Source organism: Robiginitalea biformata HTCC2501 (assembly GCF_000024125.1).
Taxonomy (GTDB): Bacteria; Bacteroidota; Bacteroidia; order Flavobacteriales; family Flavobacteriaceae; genus Robiginitalea; species Robiginitalea biformata.
The window spans coordinates 2445148-2460070 of record NC_013222.1; the positions used below are offsets into that span (position 1 = coordinate 2445148).

Annotated in this window: 11 protein-coding genes; 5 read left to right on the forward strand and 6 right to left on the reverse strand. The window is 56.3% G+C overall.

Features of this window, described 5'->3' with window-relative positions:
* Window positions 1-49: 49 nt before the first annotated feature.
* Entirely contained in the window at window positions 50-1330 is a 1281-nt protein-coding gene (locus tag RB2501_RS10840; protein WP_015754860.1) for an amidohydrolase, read from the reverse strand.
* Between the two features lie 162 nt (window positions 1331-1492).
* On the opposite strand from RB2501_RS10840, the gene RB2501_RS10845 reads away from it, so the two are divergent.
* The 3 genes from RB2501_RS10845 to RB2501_RS10855 all read left to right on the forward strand — a co-directional run bounded on the left by RB2501_RS10845 (window position 1493) and on the right by RB2501_RS10855 (window position 5571).
* Window positions 1493-3844: an ATP-dependent helicase gene (locus RB2501_RS10845; RefSeq protein WP_238528066.1), complete on the forward strand. Its 2352-nt coding sequence runs from the start codon at window positions 1493-1495 to the stop codon at window positions 3842-3844.
* A 120-nt stretch (window positions 3845-3964) separates the two neighbouring features.
* Window positions 3965-4879 carry a glycoside hydrolase family 16 protein gene (locus RB2501_RS10850; RefSeq protein ID WP_015754862.1) on the forward strand — a complete coding sequence of 305 codons (915 nt, stop codon included), beginning with the start codon at window positions 3965-3967 and terminating at the stop codon, window positions 4877-4879.
* 68 nt (window positions 4880-4947) lie between these two features.
* Window positions 4948-5571 (forward strand): L-threonylcarbamoyladenylate synthase, encoded by a 624-nt coding sequence (locus RB2501_RS10855; RefSeq protein ID WP_015754863.1) that lies wholly within the window; start codon window positions 4948-4950, stop codon window positions 5569-5571.
* Between the two features lie 81 nt (window positions 5572-5652).
* On the opposite strand, the gene RB2501_RS10860 is transcribed toward RB2501_RS10855, so the two are convergent.
* From RB2501_RS10860 to RB2501_RS10870, 3 genes are all read right to left on the reverse strand, one after another.
* Window positions 5653-6516 (reverse strand): OmpA family protein, encoded by an 864-nt coding sequence (locus RB2501_RS10860; protein ID WP_015754864.1) that lies wholly within the window; start codon window positions 6514-6516, stop codon window positions 5653-5655.
* 95 nt (window positions 6517-6611) lie between these two features.
* Complete coding sequence (locus RB2501_RS10865; RefSeq protein ID WP_015754865.1) at window positions 6612-7616, reverse strand: glycosyltransferase family 2 protein; 1005 nt, start codon at window positions 7614-7616, stop codon at window positions 6612-6614.
* A gap of 76 nt (window positions 7617-7692) precedes the next feature.
* Complete coding sequence (locus RB2501_RS10870; protein ID WP_041327769.1) at window positions 7693-8151, reverse strand: type I restriction enzyme HsdR N-terminal domain-containing protein; 459 nt, start codon at window positions 8149-8151, stop codon at window positions 7693-7695.
* Between the two features lie 26 nt (window positions 8152-8177).
* Between RB2501_RS10870 and holA the strand changes: the two genes are divergently transcribed.
* Window positions 8178-9182: a DNA polymerase III subunit delta gene (holA, locus tag RB2501_RS10875; RefSeq protein ID WP_015754867.1), complete on the forward strand. Its 1005-nt coding sequence runs from the start codon at window positions 8178-8180 to the stop codon at window positions 9180-9182.
* Here holA and RB2501_RS10880 read toward each other — a convergent pair whose 3' ends face one another.
* Together RB2501_RS10880 and RB2501_RS10885 are read right to left on the reverse strand one after the other, a co-directional pair.
* Entirely contained in the window at window positions 9183-9563 is a 381-nt protein-coding gene (locus RB2501_RS10880; protein WP_015754868.1) for a DoxX family protein, read from the reverse strand.
* Between the two features lie 35 nt (window positions 9564-9598).
* On the reverse strand, window positions 9599-11854 hold the full coding sequence (locus RB2501_RS10885) for an aminotransferase class III-fold pyridoxal phosphate-dependent enzyme (protein ID WP_015754869.1): 2256 nt from the start codon (window positions 11852-11854) through the stop codon (window positions 9599-9601).
* A gap of 150 nt (window positions 11855-12004) precedes the next feature.
* On the opposite strand from RB2501_RS10885, the gene RB2501_RS10890 reads away from it, so the two are divergent.
* On the forward strand, window positions 12005-14782 hold the full coding sequence (locus tag RB2501_RS10890; RefSeq protein WP_015754870.1) for a M16 family metallopeptidase: 2778 nt from the start codon (window positions 12005-12007) through the stop codon (window positions 14780-14782).
* Window positions 14783-14923 lie beyond the last annotated feature (141 nt).

Here is a 14923-nt window from a genome sequence, read left to right on the forward strand (position 1 = left end):
ACATTCGGGTTTTCTGCAAATATACGTTTCCTGCGGATCGTTCCGGGGCTTAATTCCCGGTACCCAGATAATCGAGGGTCAGTTCGGTCATCGCCCGGACGCCCAGGAGCATCCCGGAGTCGTCTATTTTGAAATCCGGGGTGTGGTGGGGAAAGGACTCCGTATTTCCCGGGGTCATCCCGCCCAGGAAGAAGAAGAACCCGGGGACCTCCCGCTGGAAATACGAGAAATCCTCTGCCCCGGTTACCGCCTTGGAGTTTTTCACGTTTTCCGCCCCGGCAACCCGCTGGAGGGTGGGAAGCATTTGCTCCACCAGGGCCGGGTCGTTGTAGGTAATGTCCGTTGCATCCCGGATGGTCAGGGTCGCTTCGCCCTGGTAGGCCTTGGCGATACCGGTGATCATTTCCTCCATACGCCGGTTGATCTGGTCCTTCATATCGTAGTCAAGCGTGCGGATGGTCCCGATCATTTCGGCGCTCTCGGGGATGATGTTAAAACGCACCCCGCTCTTGATCTTGCCCACGGTGATTACGGCCGCCTCGTTGGTCAGGTTTGCCTCCCGGGAAATAATGGTCTGCAGGCCGTCGATGATCTTGGCGCTGATCAATATCGGGTCTACCCCGGACCAGGGCTGGGAGCCGTGCGACTGTTTCCCTTTTACCCGGATGGTAAATTCCTGGGCAGCGGCCATTACGCCGCCGGATTTATAGCGAATGGTTCCTACAGGAGTCTGGGAATTGATGTGCAGGCCAAAGATGGCATCCACGTCCGGGTTTTTCAGGACCCCTTCTTTTACCATGAGCAGGGCGCCGCCTTCTTCCCCGGGGGGTGGGCCTTCCTCTGCCGGCTGGAAAATAAATTTCACGGTTCCGTTAATTTTGTCCCTGTGCCCGGAGAGGATTTCCGCAACCCCCATGAGGATGGCCGTATGCGTATCATGCCCGCAGGCGTGCATCACGCCCACTTCTTCGCCCAGGAATTCCGTGGTCACCTCGGATTTGAACGGCAGGTCGTTCCGCTCCCGTACGGGCAGGGCGTCGATATCGGCACGCAGGGCCACTACTTTGCCTGGCCGGTCTCCCTTGAGGACGCCGACAACCCCCGTGTGGGCCACGCCGGTTTGCACTTCGATTCCGAGTGATTTCAGGTGGGCTGCAATCTTTTCAGCCGTCTTGAACTCCCGGTTCGACAATTCGGGGAATTGGTGGATATCGTGGCGCCAGTCGATTACTTTGGCTTCTATGGCCTGGTATTCGGATTCAAGGTTGGCGTGCTGGGCAAATCCTGCGGTTGCGGCAAGCAGCAGAAAGCATCGGATCAGTTGTTTCATAGGGTCATTTTATTATCGTTTGCAAGAATTAGTGGATGGTACCGGATGGGCTCGGCGCTGCGGCCCGCCGGGTTGAAAGGGCCTAAAGATATTCAAATTGGAAAAAACGACCCCGGATTGTTTATAATTCCCGTTGGAACCGTTTTGAGGTTGCGGTGAATTATGGCTAAATTCACCCCCTCTAAGTTGCTGCCCGGCATGTTTCTCGATGAACTCAATGATGCACAGAAGGCACCCGTCCTCCACAAGGACGGGCCCTTGATGGTAATAGCCGGAGCCGGCTCGGGGAAGACCCGCGTGCTGACCTACCGAATTGCCCACCTGATGAACCAGGGCGTGGACGCCTTCAACATCCTGTCCCTGACCTTTACAAACAAAGCGGCCCGGGAGATGAAGAAGCGGATTGCAGACATCGTGGGTTCCGGGGAAGCCAAAAACCTGTGGATGGGCACCTTTCATTCCGTCTTTGCCCGGCTGCTGCGCTACGACGGCGACAAATTGGGTTACCCGAGCAATTTCACCATCTACGACACCCAGGATTCCCAGCGGCTGATCGCCTCGATCATCAAGGAGATGGGCCTGGACAAGGATGTGTACAAGTACAAGCAAATCCAGCAGCGCATTTCCTCCTATAAAAACAGCCTCATTACCGTAAAGGCCTATTTCCAGAACCCGGAACTCATGGAGGCGGACGCGATGGCCAAACGGCCCAGGCTGGGGGAAATCTACCGGCATTACGTGGACCGTTGCTTTAAGGCAGGGGCCATGGACTTTGACGACCTGCTCCTGCGGACCAACGAACTGCTGAACCGTTTCCCTGAAGTGCTGCACAAATACCAGGAGCGTTTCCGCTACATCCTGGTGGATGAGTACCAGGACACGAACCATTCCCAGTACCTGATCGTTCGGGCGCTTGCAGACCGGTTCCAGAATATCTGCGTGGTTGGGGACGATGCCCAGAGTATCTATTCCTTCCGTGGCGCCAATATCACGAACATCCTGAATTTTCAGCGGGATTACGACGACGTGGCGGTGTATCGCCTGGAACAAAACTACCGTTCCACAAAGAATATTGTCGGGGCGGCCAACAGCGTGATCGCCCGGAATAAAAACCAGCTCGAAAAAGTAGTGTGGACTTCCAATGAGGAAGGGCCTCGCATTAAGTTGCACCGCAGTCCCACCGATGCCGAAGAGGGGCGTTTTGTGGCGTCGTCCATCTTTGAGGAGAAAATGCGGCACCAAATGCCCAACGGACATTTTGCCGTCCTCTACCGGACCAACTCCCAGTCCCGGGCCATCGAGGACGCGCTCCGGAAACGCGATATTCCCTACCGGATCTACGGGGGGCTGTCCTTTTACCAACGAAAGGAAATCAAGGACGTACTGGCCTACCTGCGCCTCATTGTGAACCCCGGGGACGAAGAGGCCCTGAAGCGGGTTGTCAATTTCCCCACGCGGGGCATCGGGCAAACCACCATGGATAAGTTAACCGTGGCGGCCAACGCATCCGGCCGCACCATTTTTGAACACATCGAAAACCTGGAGAGCGAGCCGCTTGGGCTGAACCGGGGGACCCGGGGGAAGCTGTCGGATTTCGCAACGATGATCCGGAGTTTCCAGGTACTCAACCAAAGTGCCGATGCCTTTACGCTTGCCGAACACGTGGCCAAAAAATCCGGGTTGCTGCTGGAGTTCAAAAAGGACGGGACGCCGGAAGGGATAGCCCGCATGGAGAATATCGAAGAGCTCCTCAACGGGATCAAGGACTTTGTGGAAGGGCAGAAGGAAGTGGCCGATGCCAAAGGCGACCTGTCGGAATTTCTGGAGGACGTTGCCCTGGCCACGGACATGGACAAGGATACGGGCGACGAGGACCGCGTGGCCCTGATGACCATCCACCTGGCCAAGGGGCTGGAATTCCCCTACGTGTATATTGTGGGGATGGAGGAAGACCTCTTCCCCTCGGCCATGAGCATGAATACGCGGAGCGAACTCGAAGAGGAGCGACGGCTGTTCTACGTGGCGCTGACCCGGGCAGAAAAACAGGCCTACCTTACCTATACCCAGAACCGCTACCGATGGGGGAAACTCATCGATGCGGAACCCAGCCGGTTTATCGAGGAAATCGAGGAGTCTTATATCGAAAACTTAACTCCGGTAGACAACTACCGCTACCGCCCCCTGATCGATTCGGATATTTTCGGGGACGTGGATAAAAGCCGGCTGCGGCAGAAGAAACCGGTTGCGGGAACCCCTCCGTCCCGGACCGGGCCCAAACCCGAACAGCTCCGGAGGCTCCGGAAACTGAAACCGGATATTGCCTCTCCCAAAGGTTCGGACACGGTCATCGCCGACCTGCAGGAGGGAACCCGCGTGGACCATTCGCGCTTTGGGGCGGGCACCGTATTGAAAGTGGAAGGCGCGGGCAACGACAAGAAGGCCGAAATCCGTTTTGAACGGGGGGATGTCAAAAAGCTGCTGCTCCGTTTTGCCAAACTCCGGGTACTCGATTAAAGCGGGGCCGGCCGTTGGTTCTTACCGGCCAATTGTCGTACCTTATCCCGTGGATAGTGGATTTACGACCGCAGCCTTCCGGTGCAAGCCGGTATAGTATTCACCAAAAGATTTGAGATAATGAACCTGAACCTGAATCGTTTCGCCAGCATCGCACTCCTGGCCTCCCTGTGGATGCTCCCGGGCTGCCAGTCCTCCGGGAATGCGCAGGAACCTGAAGTAAACCAGCCTGCCGACGATACGCCGGATACCGCATCGCTGCCCGATGTGGATGCGCCGGATTACTGGGATGACGCCGAACTGGTCTGGAGCGATGAATTTGACGGGGATGCCCTGGACACCGAAAAATGGCGTTTTGAAACCGGCGCCCATGGCTGGGGAAACAACGAATGGCAGAACTACGTGGAAGACGGGGTTACAGAAGTCAGTGAGGGGACGCTGAAAATCACGGCCCGCAAGGTCGGTTCCGGGGGCAATGCAGGGGACTACGAATCGGCCCGGCTGAACAGCCGGCAGGATTTCACCTTTGGCCGGCTGGAGATCCGGGCGCGTATCCCGGAGCACAAAGGCAACGGCATCTGGCCGGCCCTCTGGATGCTCGGATCGAATATCGGGACGGTGGGGTGGCCGCATTGCGGCGAGATCGATATTATGGAATACGTGAGCTTTGAGCCCGACCAGATGCATTTTTCCATCCACAGTTCGGCCAATAACCATATGAATGGCACACAGATCACCTCAGGCCCGGTTCCCCTGGAAACGGTGGAGGAGGAATTCCATGTCTACGGGGTGCTCTGGACATCCAAATACCTGAAGTTTTACCTGGACGACCCGGCCAATGTGGAGCTGATCTTTCGGCGACCCATCCCGACAACTGCCGAAAACTGGCCATTCAGCCAGCCGTTTTATTTCCTGATGAACATTGCCGTCGGGGGCAACTGGGGCGGGCTCCAAGGGGTGGATGACAGCATCTTCCCGGCTACCATGGAGGTGGATTATGTGCGGGTTTACCAGGTGCCGCGAAGCGACGGCTGAGTATCCTCGGGAAAAGTGTCCCACATCTTCGAAATGCGAGTAATTTTCTAATTGGAATAGTTGGAGTTATGGCAGAATTCATCAAACTCTACGAGGAGAACCCGAACCCGAAAGCCGTCAGGCAGGTGGTGGAGGCTTTCCGGGACGGGGGGCTGGTTATCTACCCCACCGATACGGTTTACGGCCTGGGCTGTGATATTACCAACAGCCGGGCCCTGGAACGCCTGGCGCGTATCAAGGGGGTAAAATTGCACAAGGCAAACTGGTCGTTTATCTGCGAGGACCTGAGCAATCTCTCCGACTATGTCCGGCAGATCGACACCCAAACCTTTAAGATCCTCAAACGGGCCCTCCCGGGCCCCTATACGTTTATCCTCCCCGGCAATAATAACCTGCCCAGGGATTTCAAGAAAAAGAAAACGGTCGGGATCCGGGTTCCCGATAACCGCATTGCCCATGCCCTGGTTGCCGGGTTGGGGCGGCCCATCGTATCCACCTCGATCCGGGACGAGGACGACGTGCTGGAGTACACCACGGACCCGGAACTGATATACGAGAAATGGGAAAACCTGGTGGATGTGGTAGTTGACGGGGGATACGGGGGGAATGTCGCCTCTACGGTCATCGATCTGTCCGGCCCCGAACCCGAAATAGTCCGGGAGGGAAAAGGCGACCTGAGTATATTGTATTAGGCAGGCTTTTCGATGAGATAAGGACAAATAAAAAACCCGCAGCAAACGCTGCGGGTTTTTACTTGTTGAAGTTCCCGGGGATTAGTTGTTAATCGCCGGATCTTCCATACCTTCTTCGATCATCGAGTAGAACTGGTCGAGTTTCGGCAGAACTACAATACGCGTACGACGGTTTTTCGCCCGGTTGGCTGCGGTATCGTTGCTCGCCAGGGGTACGTAGTAGCTGCGTCCGGCCGCTGTCATGCGGGCGGGGTCTACGCCGAAATCGTTCTGCAGGATACGAACCACGGAGGTAGCCCGCTTGGCGCTCAGGTCCCAGTTGTCCAGAAGGACACCGCTGCGATACGGCACGTTGTCCGTATGGCCTTCCACCATAAATTCGAAATCCGGTTTGTTGTTCACCACCTGCGCAACTTTGCCCAGTACATTTTTGGCAGCGTTGGTCACGTTGTAGCTTCCGCTGCTGAAGAGCAGTTTGTCGGAGATGGAAACAAATACCACGCCTTTTTCAACACTGATCTCGATGTCCTCGTCGTCCAGGTTGCCCAGTACGCCCTTGAGGCTCTGAACCAGGGCCAGGTTAACGGAATCCCGACGGGTTACCGCGTCTTGCAGCTTCCTGATCGTCAGGTCTTTTTCCTTGAGGCTTTCCAGGGATTTTTCCAGGTTTTCCGCGCCTTTGGCGGTCAGCGTGGTCAGGTTACCCATGTTGTTGATGAGTTCCTGGTTGTTGGCCTTGAGGAAGGCGTTTTGCTCTTCGAGTGTCTGCAGGCGGGCATCGTTGGTAGCCTTTTCCTCCAGGCAGGTGTTGAGTTTTACGGTTGCTGAGTTCAGCAGGTCTTGAGTTTCTTTTTGTTTGGCTTCCAGTTCGGCATACTTTTTCTGAGATACACAGGACGAAAGTGCCAGTGCCAGACCCAGACAGCCAATAATCATTTTTTTCATAATTACTATTTCTGAGTTAATGTTATACAAGTTTGTGAGGTTAAAAAGTCGAAACAAAATTATATAAAAGCAAATGCGGCGTTAGGCCGTATCCGTTAATCTTTTACTAAATTGTTAAAATCCTTTACATGATGTACGTAATAAGACCAGACTATGGATGTTGCGGCGTGGTATTTTTGGACAAACCGGACCTTTTCCCGCTTGCGGATCATCCGCGGAAATTGGCGGTAATAACTGGCATGTGCCCGTAAAACGGACCAGGCGTGCAAACCTTTCCACTGAAAGACAAACCGCAGGGCGGCCACCCCGTCTAGCAGCAGGCGGGCCAGGATAATGGGGAATGCCTTCTTCCGGGGCAGGTTCTTGGTAATGGAGAATAGGGAATTCCGGAAATTCAGGTAGGTTTTCCGGGGGTCCATATTGTTCAGCGTAGAACCTCCCATGTGGTATACCTCGGAACCCCCGCAATAATAGACCCGGTATCCCCGGTTCTGAGCCCTCCAGCACAGGTCCACTTCCTCCTGGTGGGCAAAATAGTCCGGGTCAAATCCGCCCAGGTCCCGGAAAACGCTTTTCCGGATAAACATGCAGGCCCCGGTGGCCCAGAATATTTCCCGCGTATCGTTATACTGCCCCTGGTCTTTCTCCAGGCTCTGGAAAATGCGGCCCCGGCAAAAAGGATACCCGAACAGGTCCAGGAAGCCCCCGGCTGCCCCGGCGTATTCAAAATAATCCGGCCGCATCAGGTCCTTGATCTTGGGTTGGATAATCCCCGCCTCCGGGTTGGAGGCAAAGAGTTCCCGGACAGGATCCAGCCAGCCCGGCGTCACTTCCACGTCGGAATTCAGCAGGCAATAGATATCTTCTTCTACCTCCCCGAGTGCCATGTTGTACCCGGAGGCAAAACCGCCGTTCACCGGATTGCGGATTACGCGGATTTCCGGGTATTCCTCCTCCAGGAAGGCCACGGACGCGTCATTGGAAGCGTTATCAGCCACGTATATGACGGCATCCCCGCTATGGGCCAGCACGGAGGGCAGGAAGCGCTCCAGGAGATTCCGGCCATTCCAGTTCAGGATAATTACGGCTATTGACTGCATTCCGAATTGGCTGCTTGGGTCAGCGGCAGGCCGCTGAAATTCAAAGCTGACAAAGTAACTAAAAAAAACGGTATCCTCAGGTATTCCCGGGGGGCGAGTAAGGGGGGAGCTCCCTGAGGTAAACGTACTGTTGGCTGTCGTAATCCATCCGGCAGAAAATATGCAGCAACCCGTTGGTAACCATCAGGTATCGCGCTTTTGCCCGCATATTGTAGCGGGCAATCTGGTCGAACACCTCCTGGGTAATGGCCACGGAAGGCGCTTTGCACTCCACCAGCAGATCGATTTCCCCCTGCGGGTTGCAGACGGCTATATCCACCCGTTTGCGCAGGCCGCTCACCAGCAATTCCCTTTCCACCAGCATCCGGCCGGCCGGATAACCCTTGTCTTTTACCAGGTAGTGCAGGCAATGCTGGCGGACCCATTCCTCCGGCTGGAGGAGCACGTACTTTTTGCGGACAAAGTCAAAGACCAGGCGCTTATTTTCCCTACTTTTGAAGCGAAGGGGGTACTTGGGAAATTCCAGTTCCACCATGGTGCAAAATTGCATTAAAAATTCAAATGGAGGAAGTTAAAGCCCTGATCGGGGATATCCGCAACGGAAAGCTGGCGCCCGTCTATTTCCTGATGGGAGACGAGCCTTATTACATAGACCGCATCTCGGAATTTATCGGGGAGAATGTACTGACCGAAGAGGAGCGGGGATTCAACCAAACCGTCCTTTACGGGAAGGACACCGGAGTGGACGAAATTGTAGGCCACGCCAAACGCTACCCGATGATGGCCGAATACCAGGTGGTCATTGTGCGCGAAGCGCAGCACCTGAGCCGGACCATCGAACAACTCGCGGAGTACGCTGCCAACCCCCAGCCTTCCACCATCCTGGTGATCTGCTATAAATACAAGACCCTCGACAGGCGAAAGAAACTCATCAAGACTCTGCGCAAGGGAGAATCAGTGGTTTTTGAGAGCAAGAAACTTTACGAGAACCAGGTGGCGGACTGGATCCGCCGCGTTTTGCTCGGGTCGGACTACCGGATTTCGCATAAGGCGTCTGCCCTGCTGGTGGAATACATGGGGACCGACCTGAGCCGGATATCGAACGAACTGGACAAACTGAAACTCGTTTTGCCCAAGGGGGCGGAGATTACCCCGGAGACGGTTGAGGAGCACATCGGGATCAGCAAGGATTTCAACAATTTTGAATTGAAAAAAGCGATTGCAGGCAGGGATATCCCCAAGGCTACCCGGATTATCGCCTACTTTTCTCAAAACCCGAAAGAAAACCCGTTTGTGCTGACCGTAGCCCTGCTGCATACTTTTTTCTCCCAGTTGCTGCAATATCATGGGCTCTCGGACCACAGCCCCAAGAACGTTGCCAGTGCGCTGCGGATTAACCCGTATTTCGTTGGGGAATATAAAACTGCCGCCCGGAACTACCCGATGAAGTCCGTGAGCCGGATTATCGGTGCCTTGCGGGAAATGGACCTGAAGGGCAAAGGGGTGGGGTCTGCATCCATGTCCCACCGGGACCTGTTGCAGGAATTGCTCTATAAGATTGTCTGATTAACGGCGGTCGAGGCTGAACCGGCCCGGGCCCATAAGGAAGATGGCCAGGAAGACGGCAGCATAGAGCAGGGGCAGCTCCTTGCGCCCAAAGGGATCCGCCGCGTGGGCGATGAGCGCTGCAACCAACATGCCGATAACAATCGGGATGGCCGCCCAGCGGGCTTTCAGCCCGATCAGTACCAGGATGGCGCAGACTACCTCAGCGAACGTAATCAGGAAGAGGGAGGGGCCGGCCCCGATCCCGATCGGGTCGCCAAACTGTATTTCCCCTTCTCCGAAAAGCCGGCTGATCTTAGGGATTCCATGGGTCATAAGCATTCCTGCACCTGCCACGCGGAGAACCAGCAGGCCGAGATCACTTTTCAGGGAACTTTTCATAGGTAATTTCAGATTTGTTACTAAAGTATTAATAATTACTTAGAATTATTCTGAATTGCCAGGATCGCCCCCAATTTTTCGATCAACTCATCACAATTCCCGGTGTCGAAGGGCAATGGCGGCTTGATTTTCAACACATTGTCGTGGGGGCCGTCCGTACCCACCAGGACGCGCTTTTCCTTCAGGGCGTTTTTTACCCGGGCCGCCAGGGACGTGGCGGGGTTTCCTTCACCGTCCACCAGCTCAGCCCCGACGAACAGGCCTTCGCCACGGACGTCTGCAAGGTTCGGGTACAATTTACCCAATGAGCGGAGCCCTTCCATCAGGTAGTTGCCGGTTTTGGCAGCATGGGCTTGCAGCCCCTCATGGCGGATGACGTCCAGTACGGCTTTTCCGGCCGCGCAGGAAACCGGGTTGCCCCCGAAGGAGCTGAAAAATTCCGGGCCGTTGGCAAAAGCATCCGCAATTTCCGGCGTACAGACCACGGCTCCCAGCGGATGCCCGTTGCCCATGGGTTTGCCCAGGATAACCAGGTCGGGGACCACCCCGTATTTTTGAAACCCCAAAAAACTGTTGCCCAGCCGGCCGAAGCCCACCTGTACCTCATCGCTGATGCAAAGCCCGCCCCGGGCACGGATGGCCGGGTAGATGGCCTCGAGATACCCCTTGGGAAGTGGTACCTGCCCCCCGCAACCCATGATGGGTTCCGCGATAAAGGCGGCCGGCGCTTCCGCTTCATCCCGGATTCGGTCCAGGCAGGGCCCGCTGAATTGCCTGCCTGCCGTCCCGTCGTCTGCCCATCCCGACCCGAAGACTTTGGGCATCGGGCAGATGGTGGTCTGGGGGTGCTTGTCCCCCGGGCGGTGCTTGTAGGGGCTGATGGCAATGGCAGCTGCGGTATTCCCGTGGTACCCGTGTTCAAGGGCCACCACCCGTTGGCGGCCGGTAAAGGCCCGGGCCAGGCGAAGGGCCAGGTCGGTGGCTGCACTGCCGGAATTTACCAGGAACACCCGGGAGAGGGGAGGGGGAAAGTATCCCAGCAGGGTTTCCGCATAATCCAGGAGGCTGTCGTAATGGTACCGGGTATTCGTGTTGAGTTTGCGCAGGGCATCCCGCGTACGCCCCACTACCTCCGGGTGGCAGTGGCCTACCTGGATGATGTTGTTGTAGGCATCCAGATAGGTAGTGCCATCCCCTGCAAACATATACTGAAAAGCGGCCCGCTCCATGACAATTGGCGTGTCATAGCTCAGGCTCAGGGAAGGACTCAGCAACCCGGATCGACGCTTCTGGTAGGCCTCCGCTGTGGGAGATGCTGTTACTTCCAGTCCGGCTGCCCGGCGAAATGCGCGACTGGCCGCCCGCGGACCCAGACGGATCCATTTCCTTAGCAAGCGCTGAGCCGGCTCCTGGCTGATGGTGATATACCCCGAATCCGGACGGATCTTCGCGGCGTGAGCGGCCTGACAGAGGCTCATACACAGCCGGCCGCCGATAAGATAATACAGCAGGTCGGCCTCAAGTTCTTCCAGAGGGAAGACGCTGCAATAGGATCGGAGAATGGGTTCAGCGGCCTGCAGGGGGTCTTCCGCAGCCATCAGGGCATAGGTAAGCCCCACAGCCAGGTCTGCGGCGAGCCAGGAATGGCAGGCGTCCCCAAAATCGATCAGGCCGGTTACCCGGCCGTCGCGGACCAGGATATTCCAGTCATTCGCATCGTTATGGATCAGGCCGCGCCGGAGGCGGTAGGCCTTTGGGGTTACTTCAGCCTCGTATTGCTGTACCATATAGGCGACCCGGGATTGAAGGTTAATGTCGGCTATCTCCTGGATATACGGCAGGCTGAGGCCCAGGTGTTGCAGGTCCCAGGCGGAAGGTTCGGGTGAGGTGGCAACCGGGCCAAAGGAAGCGGATAAATTGGCCATTTCCCCCAGGAGGCGACCCAGGCTTTCCAGCAGCGGGCCATCCTGTTGCGATTCCGCCATAAACGCACCCTCCAGGTATTCCAGGATGCGATAGGATTTCCCGTCAAACATAAAATGCGTTTCCCCGCTACCCGAGCGCAACTGATTCGGGAAGGCAAACCCGGATCCTTCCCGGAAGTGCTCCATCATGCGGGCTTCCAGGTCCAGGCGGGTTCCCAGGCCGGGCCGTGCCGTGTGTTCCTTCAGCACCCATCGCCCCCGGGCAGATTCAAGCAAGTAGGTGCGATCCTCATAGCCTTCCAGCGGTGTGGCAGAGCGGGGGACAATTCCGAAACGTCGTTCAATTTCGCGAAACAGGGGTTTCATGGGCGGGGAATGTGGTATAGTTGCCAAAATAGCTAAAAAATACCGGCTGCATTTGCCGTGCTTCTCCTGGGAATTTTATCGCAAGCTGCGGCAGCACCCCGGGGAATCCCTATATTTAAGAGTTCTATTCACAATCAAAAAACGAGAACCATGAAAAAAACGTTACACCTCCTGCTTTTCTGCCTGTTGTCACAGCTGACGGGCGCCCAGGATTTCCAGTTCCGGGCTGCGGATATCGAAATCCCCTATGAGAAGTTTGTCCTGCCCAACGGGCTCACCCTGCTGGTCTATGAAGACCACAAGGCGCCCATAGTAGCCGTCAATGTGTGGTACCATGTGGGGTCCAAGAACGAGAAGCCCGGAAAAAGCGGCTTCGCCCACCTTTTTGAACACCTGATGTTCAATGGGAGCGAGAATTACAACCAGGACTATTTCCAGGCCCTGGAAAGTATCGGGGGGACCGACCTGAATGGCACCACCAGCAACGACCGCACAAATTATTTCCAGAATGTCCCGGTGAGCGCCCTGGACCAGGTCCTCTTTTTGGAGTCGGACCGGATGGGCCACCTTTTGGGGGCCATCGACCAGGAGCGCCTGGATGAACAACGTGGCGTGGTACAGAACGAAAAGCGGCAGGGCGAAAACCAGCCCTACGGCATGCAGTGGGACTACCTCACCAAAGCGATGTTCCCTAAGGGCCACCCCTATTCCTGGACGGTCATCGGGGAGATGGAGGACCTGAATGCCGCCTCCCTGGAGGATGTGCAGGAATGGTTCAAATCTTATTACGGCCCGGCCAATGCGGTGATCGCCATCGCGGGGGACGTGGAGCCGGAGGAAGTCCGCCAGAAGGTGATGCGGTACTTCGGGGATATCCCCTCGGGGCCGACCATCGAGCGCCAGGAGGTGAACATCCCGCTTCACCCGTACGACTCCTACCAGGTTTACCAGGACCGGGTGCCCGAAACCCGGGTGCTCTTTGCCTGGAATACCCCCCCGTTCGGGGACCGGGAAGACATCCACTTCGACCTGATCGCAGCCATTCTATCCAACGGCAAAAACTCCCGGCTGTACAAGCGCCTGGTATATGAGGACCAGATTGCCAGCTCGGTAGCGGCATTTGAATGGTCCAAGGAACTCGCGAGCAATTTTATCGCCCTGGCGAATGTAAAACCCGGGGGAGACCGGGAACAGGTGCAACAGGTGATGTGGGAGGAGATCTCCCGCCTGATGGAAGAAGGCCCTACGCAGGAGGAGCTCGTCCGCGTCAAGGCGGATTATTTTGCCGGTTTCATCAAGGGGATGGAGCGGATTGGCGGGTTTGGCGGGGTCTCGGATATCCTGGCTTCCAACCAAACCTATTTCGGGGATGCCTCCTACTACAAGAAGGTCCTGCAGTACGTGGAGGAGGCCACCGTGGCGGATGTGCAGGCGACGGCTAAAAAATGGCTCAGCAAGGGCAAGCATATTTTGGTCTGCGAACCCTTCCCGGAATACGAGGTAGCCGACTCTGGTGCGGACCGCAGCCAACTGCCACCCCTGGGGCCACCCAAATCCTCCCGGTTCCCTGAATTGCAACGGGCCGAGCTGTCAAACGGCCTGAAAATCGTGCTCGCGCAGCGCAGCGGGGTGCCCACCATTGTGATGAATATGCTGTTCGACGCCGGGTACAAGACGGACTTCCGTTCCAGCCCGGGTACGGCTTCCCTGGCCATGAACCTGATGGACGAGGGGACTGAAAACATGAACTCCCTGGAGATTAGCGAGAAGCTGCAACTTCTGGGGGCCAGTTTATCGACGGGTTCGAACCAGGACATTTCCAACGTGTATATGAATACCCTGAAGCCCACCCTGCAAGGGAGCCTGGAGGTCTTTGCGGATGTATTGCTCAACCCGGCCTTCCCCCAAAAGGAATTCAACCGGCTGCAAACCGAACAGATCAACGATATCAAAAGCGAAAAGTCGCAACCCGTGGCCATGGCGCTCCGGGTGATGAACAAATTCCTGTACGGGGAGGGCCATCCCTACAGCAACCCCTATACCGGGACCGGGTATGAATCTACCGTGGCTGCACTGACCCGGGAAGATGCCAGGGAATTCTACGACACCTGGATCAAGCCCAACAATGCTACCCTGGTGGTTACCGGGGATGTATCCATGGCAGAACTCCGGCCGATGCTGGAGAAAAGCCTGGGCAAATGGCGACGCGGCCAGGTACCCGAGATCTCCTTTCCGGAGCCCAAAACGGGGACCAAGAATACGCTGTACCTGATGGACCGGCCGGAATCCCAGCAGTCCGTAATAATTGCCGGCAACCTGACGGAGAAGTACGGGGACCTGCCGGAGGTGGCCCTCGGCCAGATGGTGAGCATCCTGGGCGGGGATTTTACCTCGCGCATCAATATGAATTTGCGGGAGGACAAACACTGGTCGTACGGGGCCGGCGGCTTTGTCCTGGGGGCCCGGAACGAACGCCCTTTTATTGTGTATGCACCCGTTCAGACCGACAAGACGGCCGAATCCGTGTCTGAGATCCGGAAGGAGTTGTCCGAATTCGTCAGTACGCGGCCTGCCACGGCGGCGGAACTGGAAAAAGTCAAGACCAACGAAGTGCTTAAACTCCCGGGACAATGGGAGACCAACGCGGCCGTTGCGGGATCCGTGGCCAATATGGTCCGCTATGATTTACCGGACGACTACTACCAGCAATACGACGCCAACGTGCGAAACCTGAGCCTGGACGACGTGCGTTCGGTAAGCAACACGGTGGTCCGCCCGGCGGATGTCAACTGGTTTATGGTAGGGGACAGGGCCAAGATCGTCGAAAAACTCGATGGCCTGGGCTTTGACCAGATCATCGAGATCGATGCGGACGGGAACCCGAAGACTCCGGCGTTAAAGCAGACGGAAGTGGAGATTAAAAATTGATATTGGCACGTGGTTACCACTAGTCTTTACAGTGTAAAGTTTAGAATTACTACCCCTTCGGGCTGGAGCAAAAAGCCGGTTCTATGAAGGGACAATAAGCGGCAAGGGAAAAAGAACAACCCGCCGGGCAGGAAGGCTTCG

Coding starts and splice junctions, on each gene's coding strand:
- RB2501_RS10840 (WP_015754860.1), bottom strand. CDS start 1,330: ATGAAACAACTGATCCGATGCTTTCTGCTGCTTGCCGCAACCGCAGGA.
- RB2501_RS10845 (WP_238528066.1), top strand. CDS start 1,493: ATGGCTAAATTCACCCCCTCTAAGTTGCTGCCCGGCATGTTTCTCGAT.
- RB2501_RS10850 (WP_015754862.1), top strand. CDS start 3,965: ATGAACCTGAACCTGAATCGTTTCGCCAGCATCGCACTCCTGGCCTCC.
- RB2501_RS10855 (WP_015754863.1), top strand. CDS start 4,948: ATGGCAGAATTCATCAAACTCTACGAGGAGAACCCGAACCCGAAAGCC.
- RB2501_RS10860 (WP_015754864.1), bottom strand. CDS start 6,516: ATGAAAAAAATGATTATTGGCTGTCTGGGTCTGGCACTGGCACTTTCG.
- RB2501_RS10865 (WP_015754865.1), bottom strand. CDS start 7,616: ATGCAGTCAATAGCCGTAATTATCCTGAACTGGAATGGCCGGAATCTC.
- RB2501_RS10870 (WP_041327769.1), bottom strand. CDS start 8,151: ATGGTGGAACTGGAATTTCCCAAGTACCCCCTTCGCTTCAAAAGTAGG.
- holA (WP_015754867.1), top strand. CDS start 8,178: ATGGAGGAAGTTAAAGCCCTGATCGGGGATATCCGCAACGGAAAGCTG.
- RB2501_RS10880 (WP_015754868.1), bottom strand. CDS start 9,563: ATGAAAAGTTCCCTGAAAAGTGATCTCGGCCTGCTGGTTCTCCGCGTG.
- RB2501_RS10885 (WP_015754869.1), bottom strand. CDS start 11,854: ATGAAACCCCTGTTTCGCGAAATTGAACGACGTTTCGGAATTGTCCCC.
- RB2501_RS10890 (WP_015754870.1), top strand. CDS start 12,005: ATGAAAAAAACGTTACACCTCCTGCTTTTCTGCCTGTTGTCACAGCTG.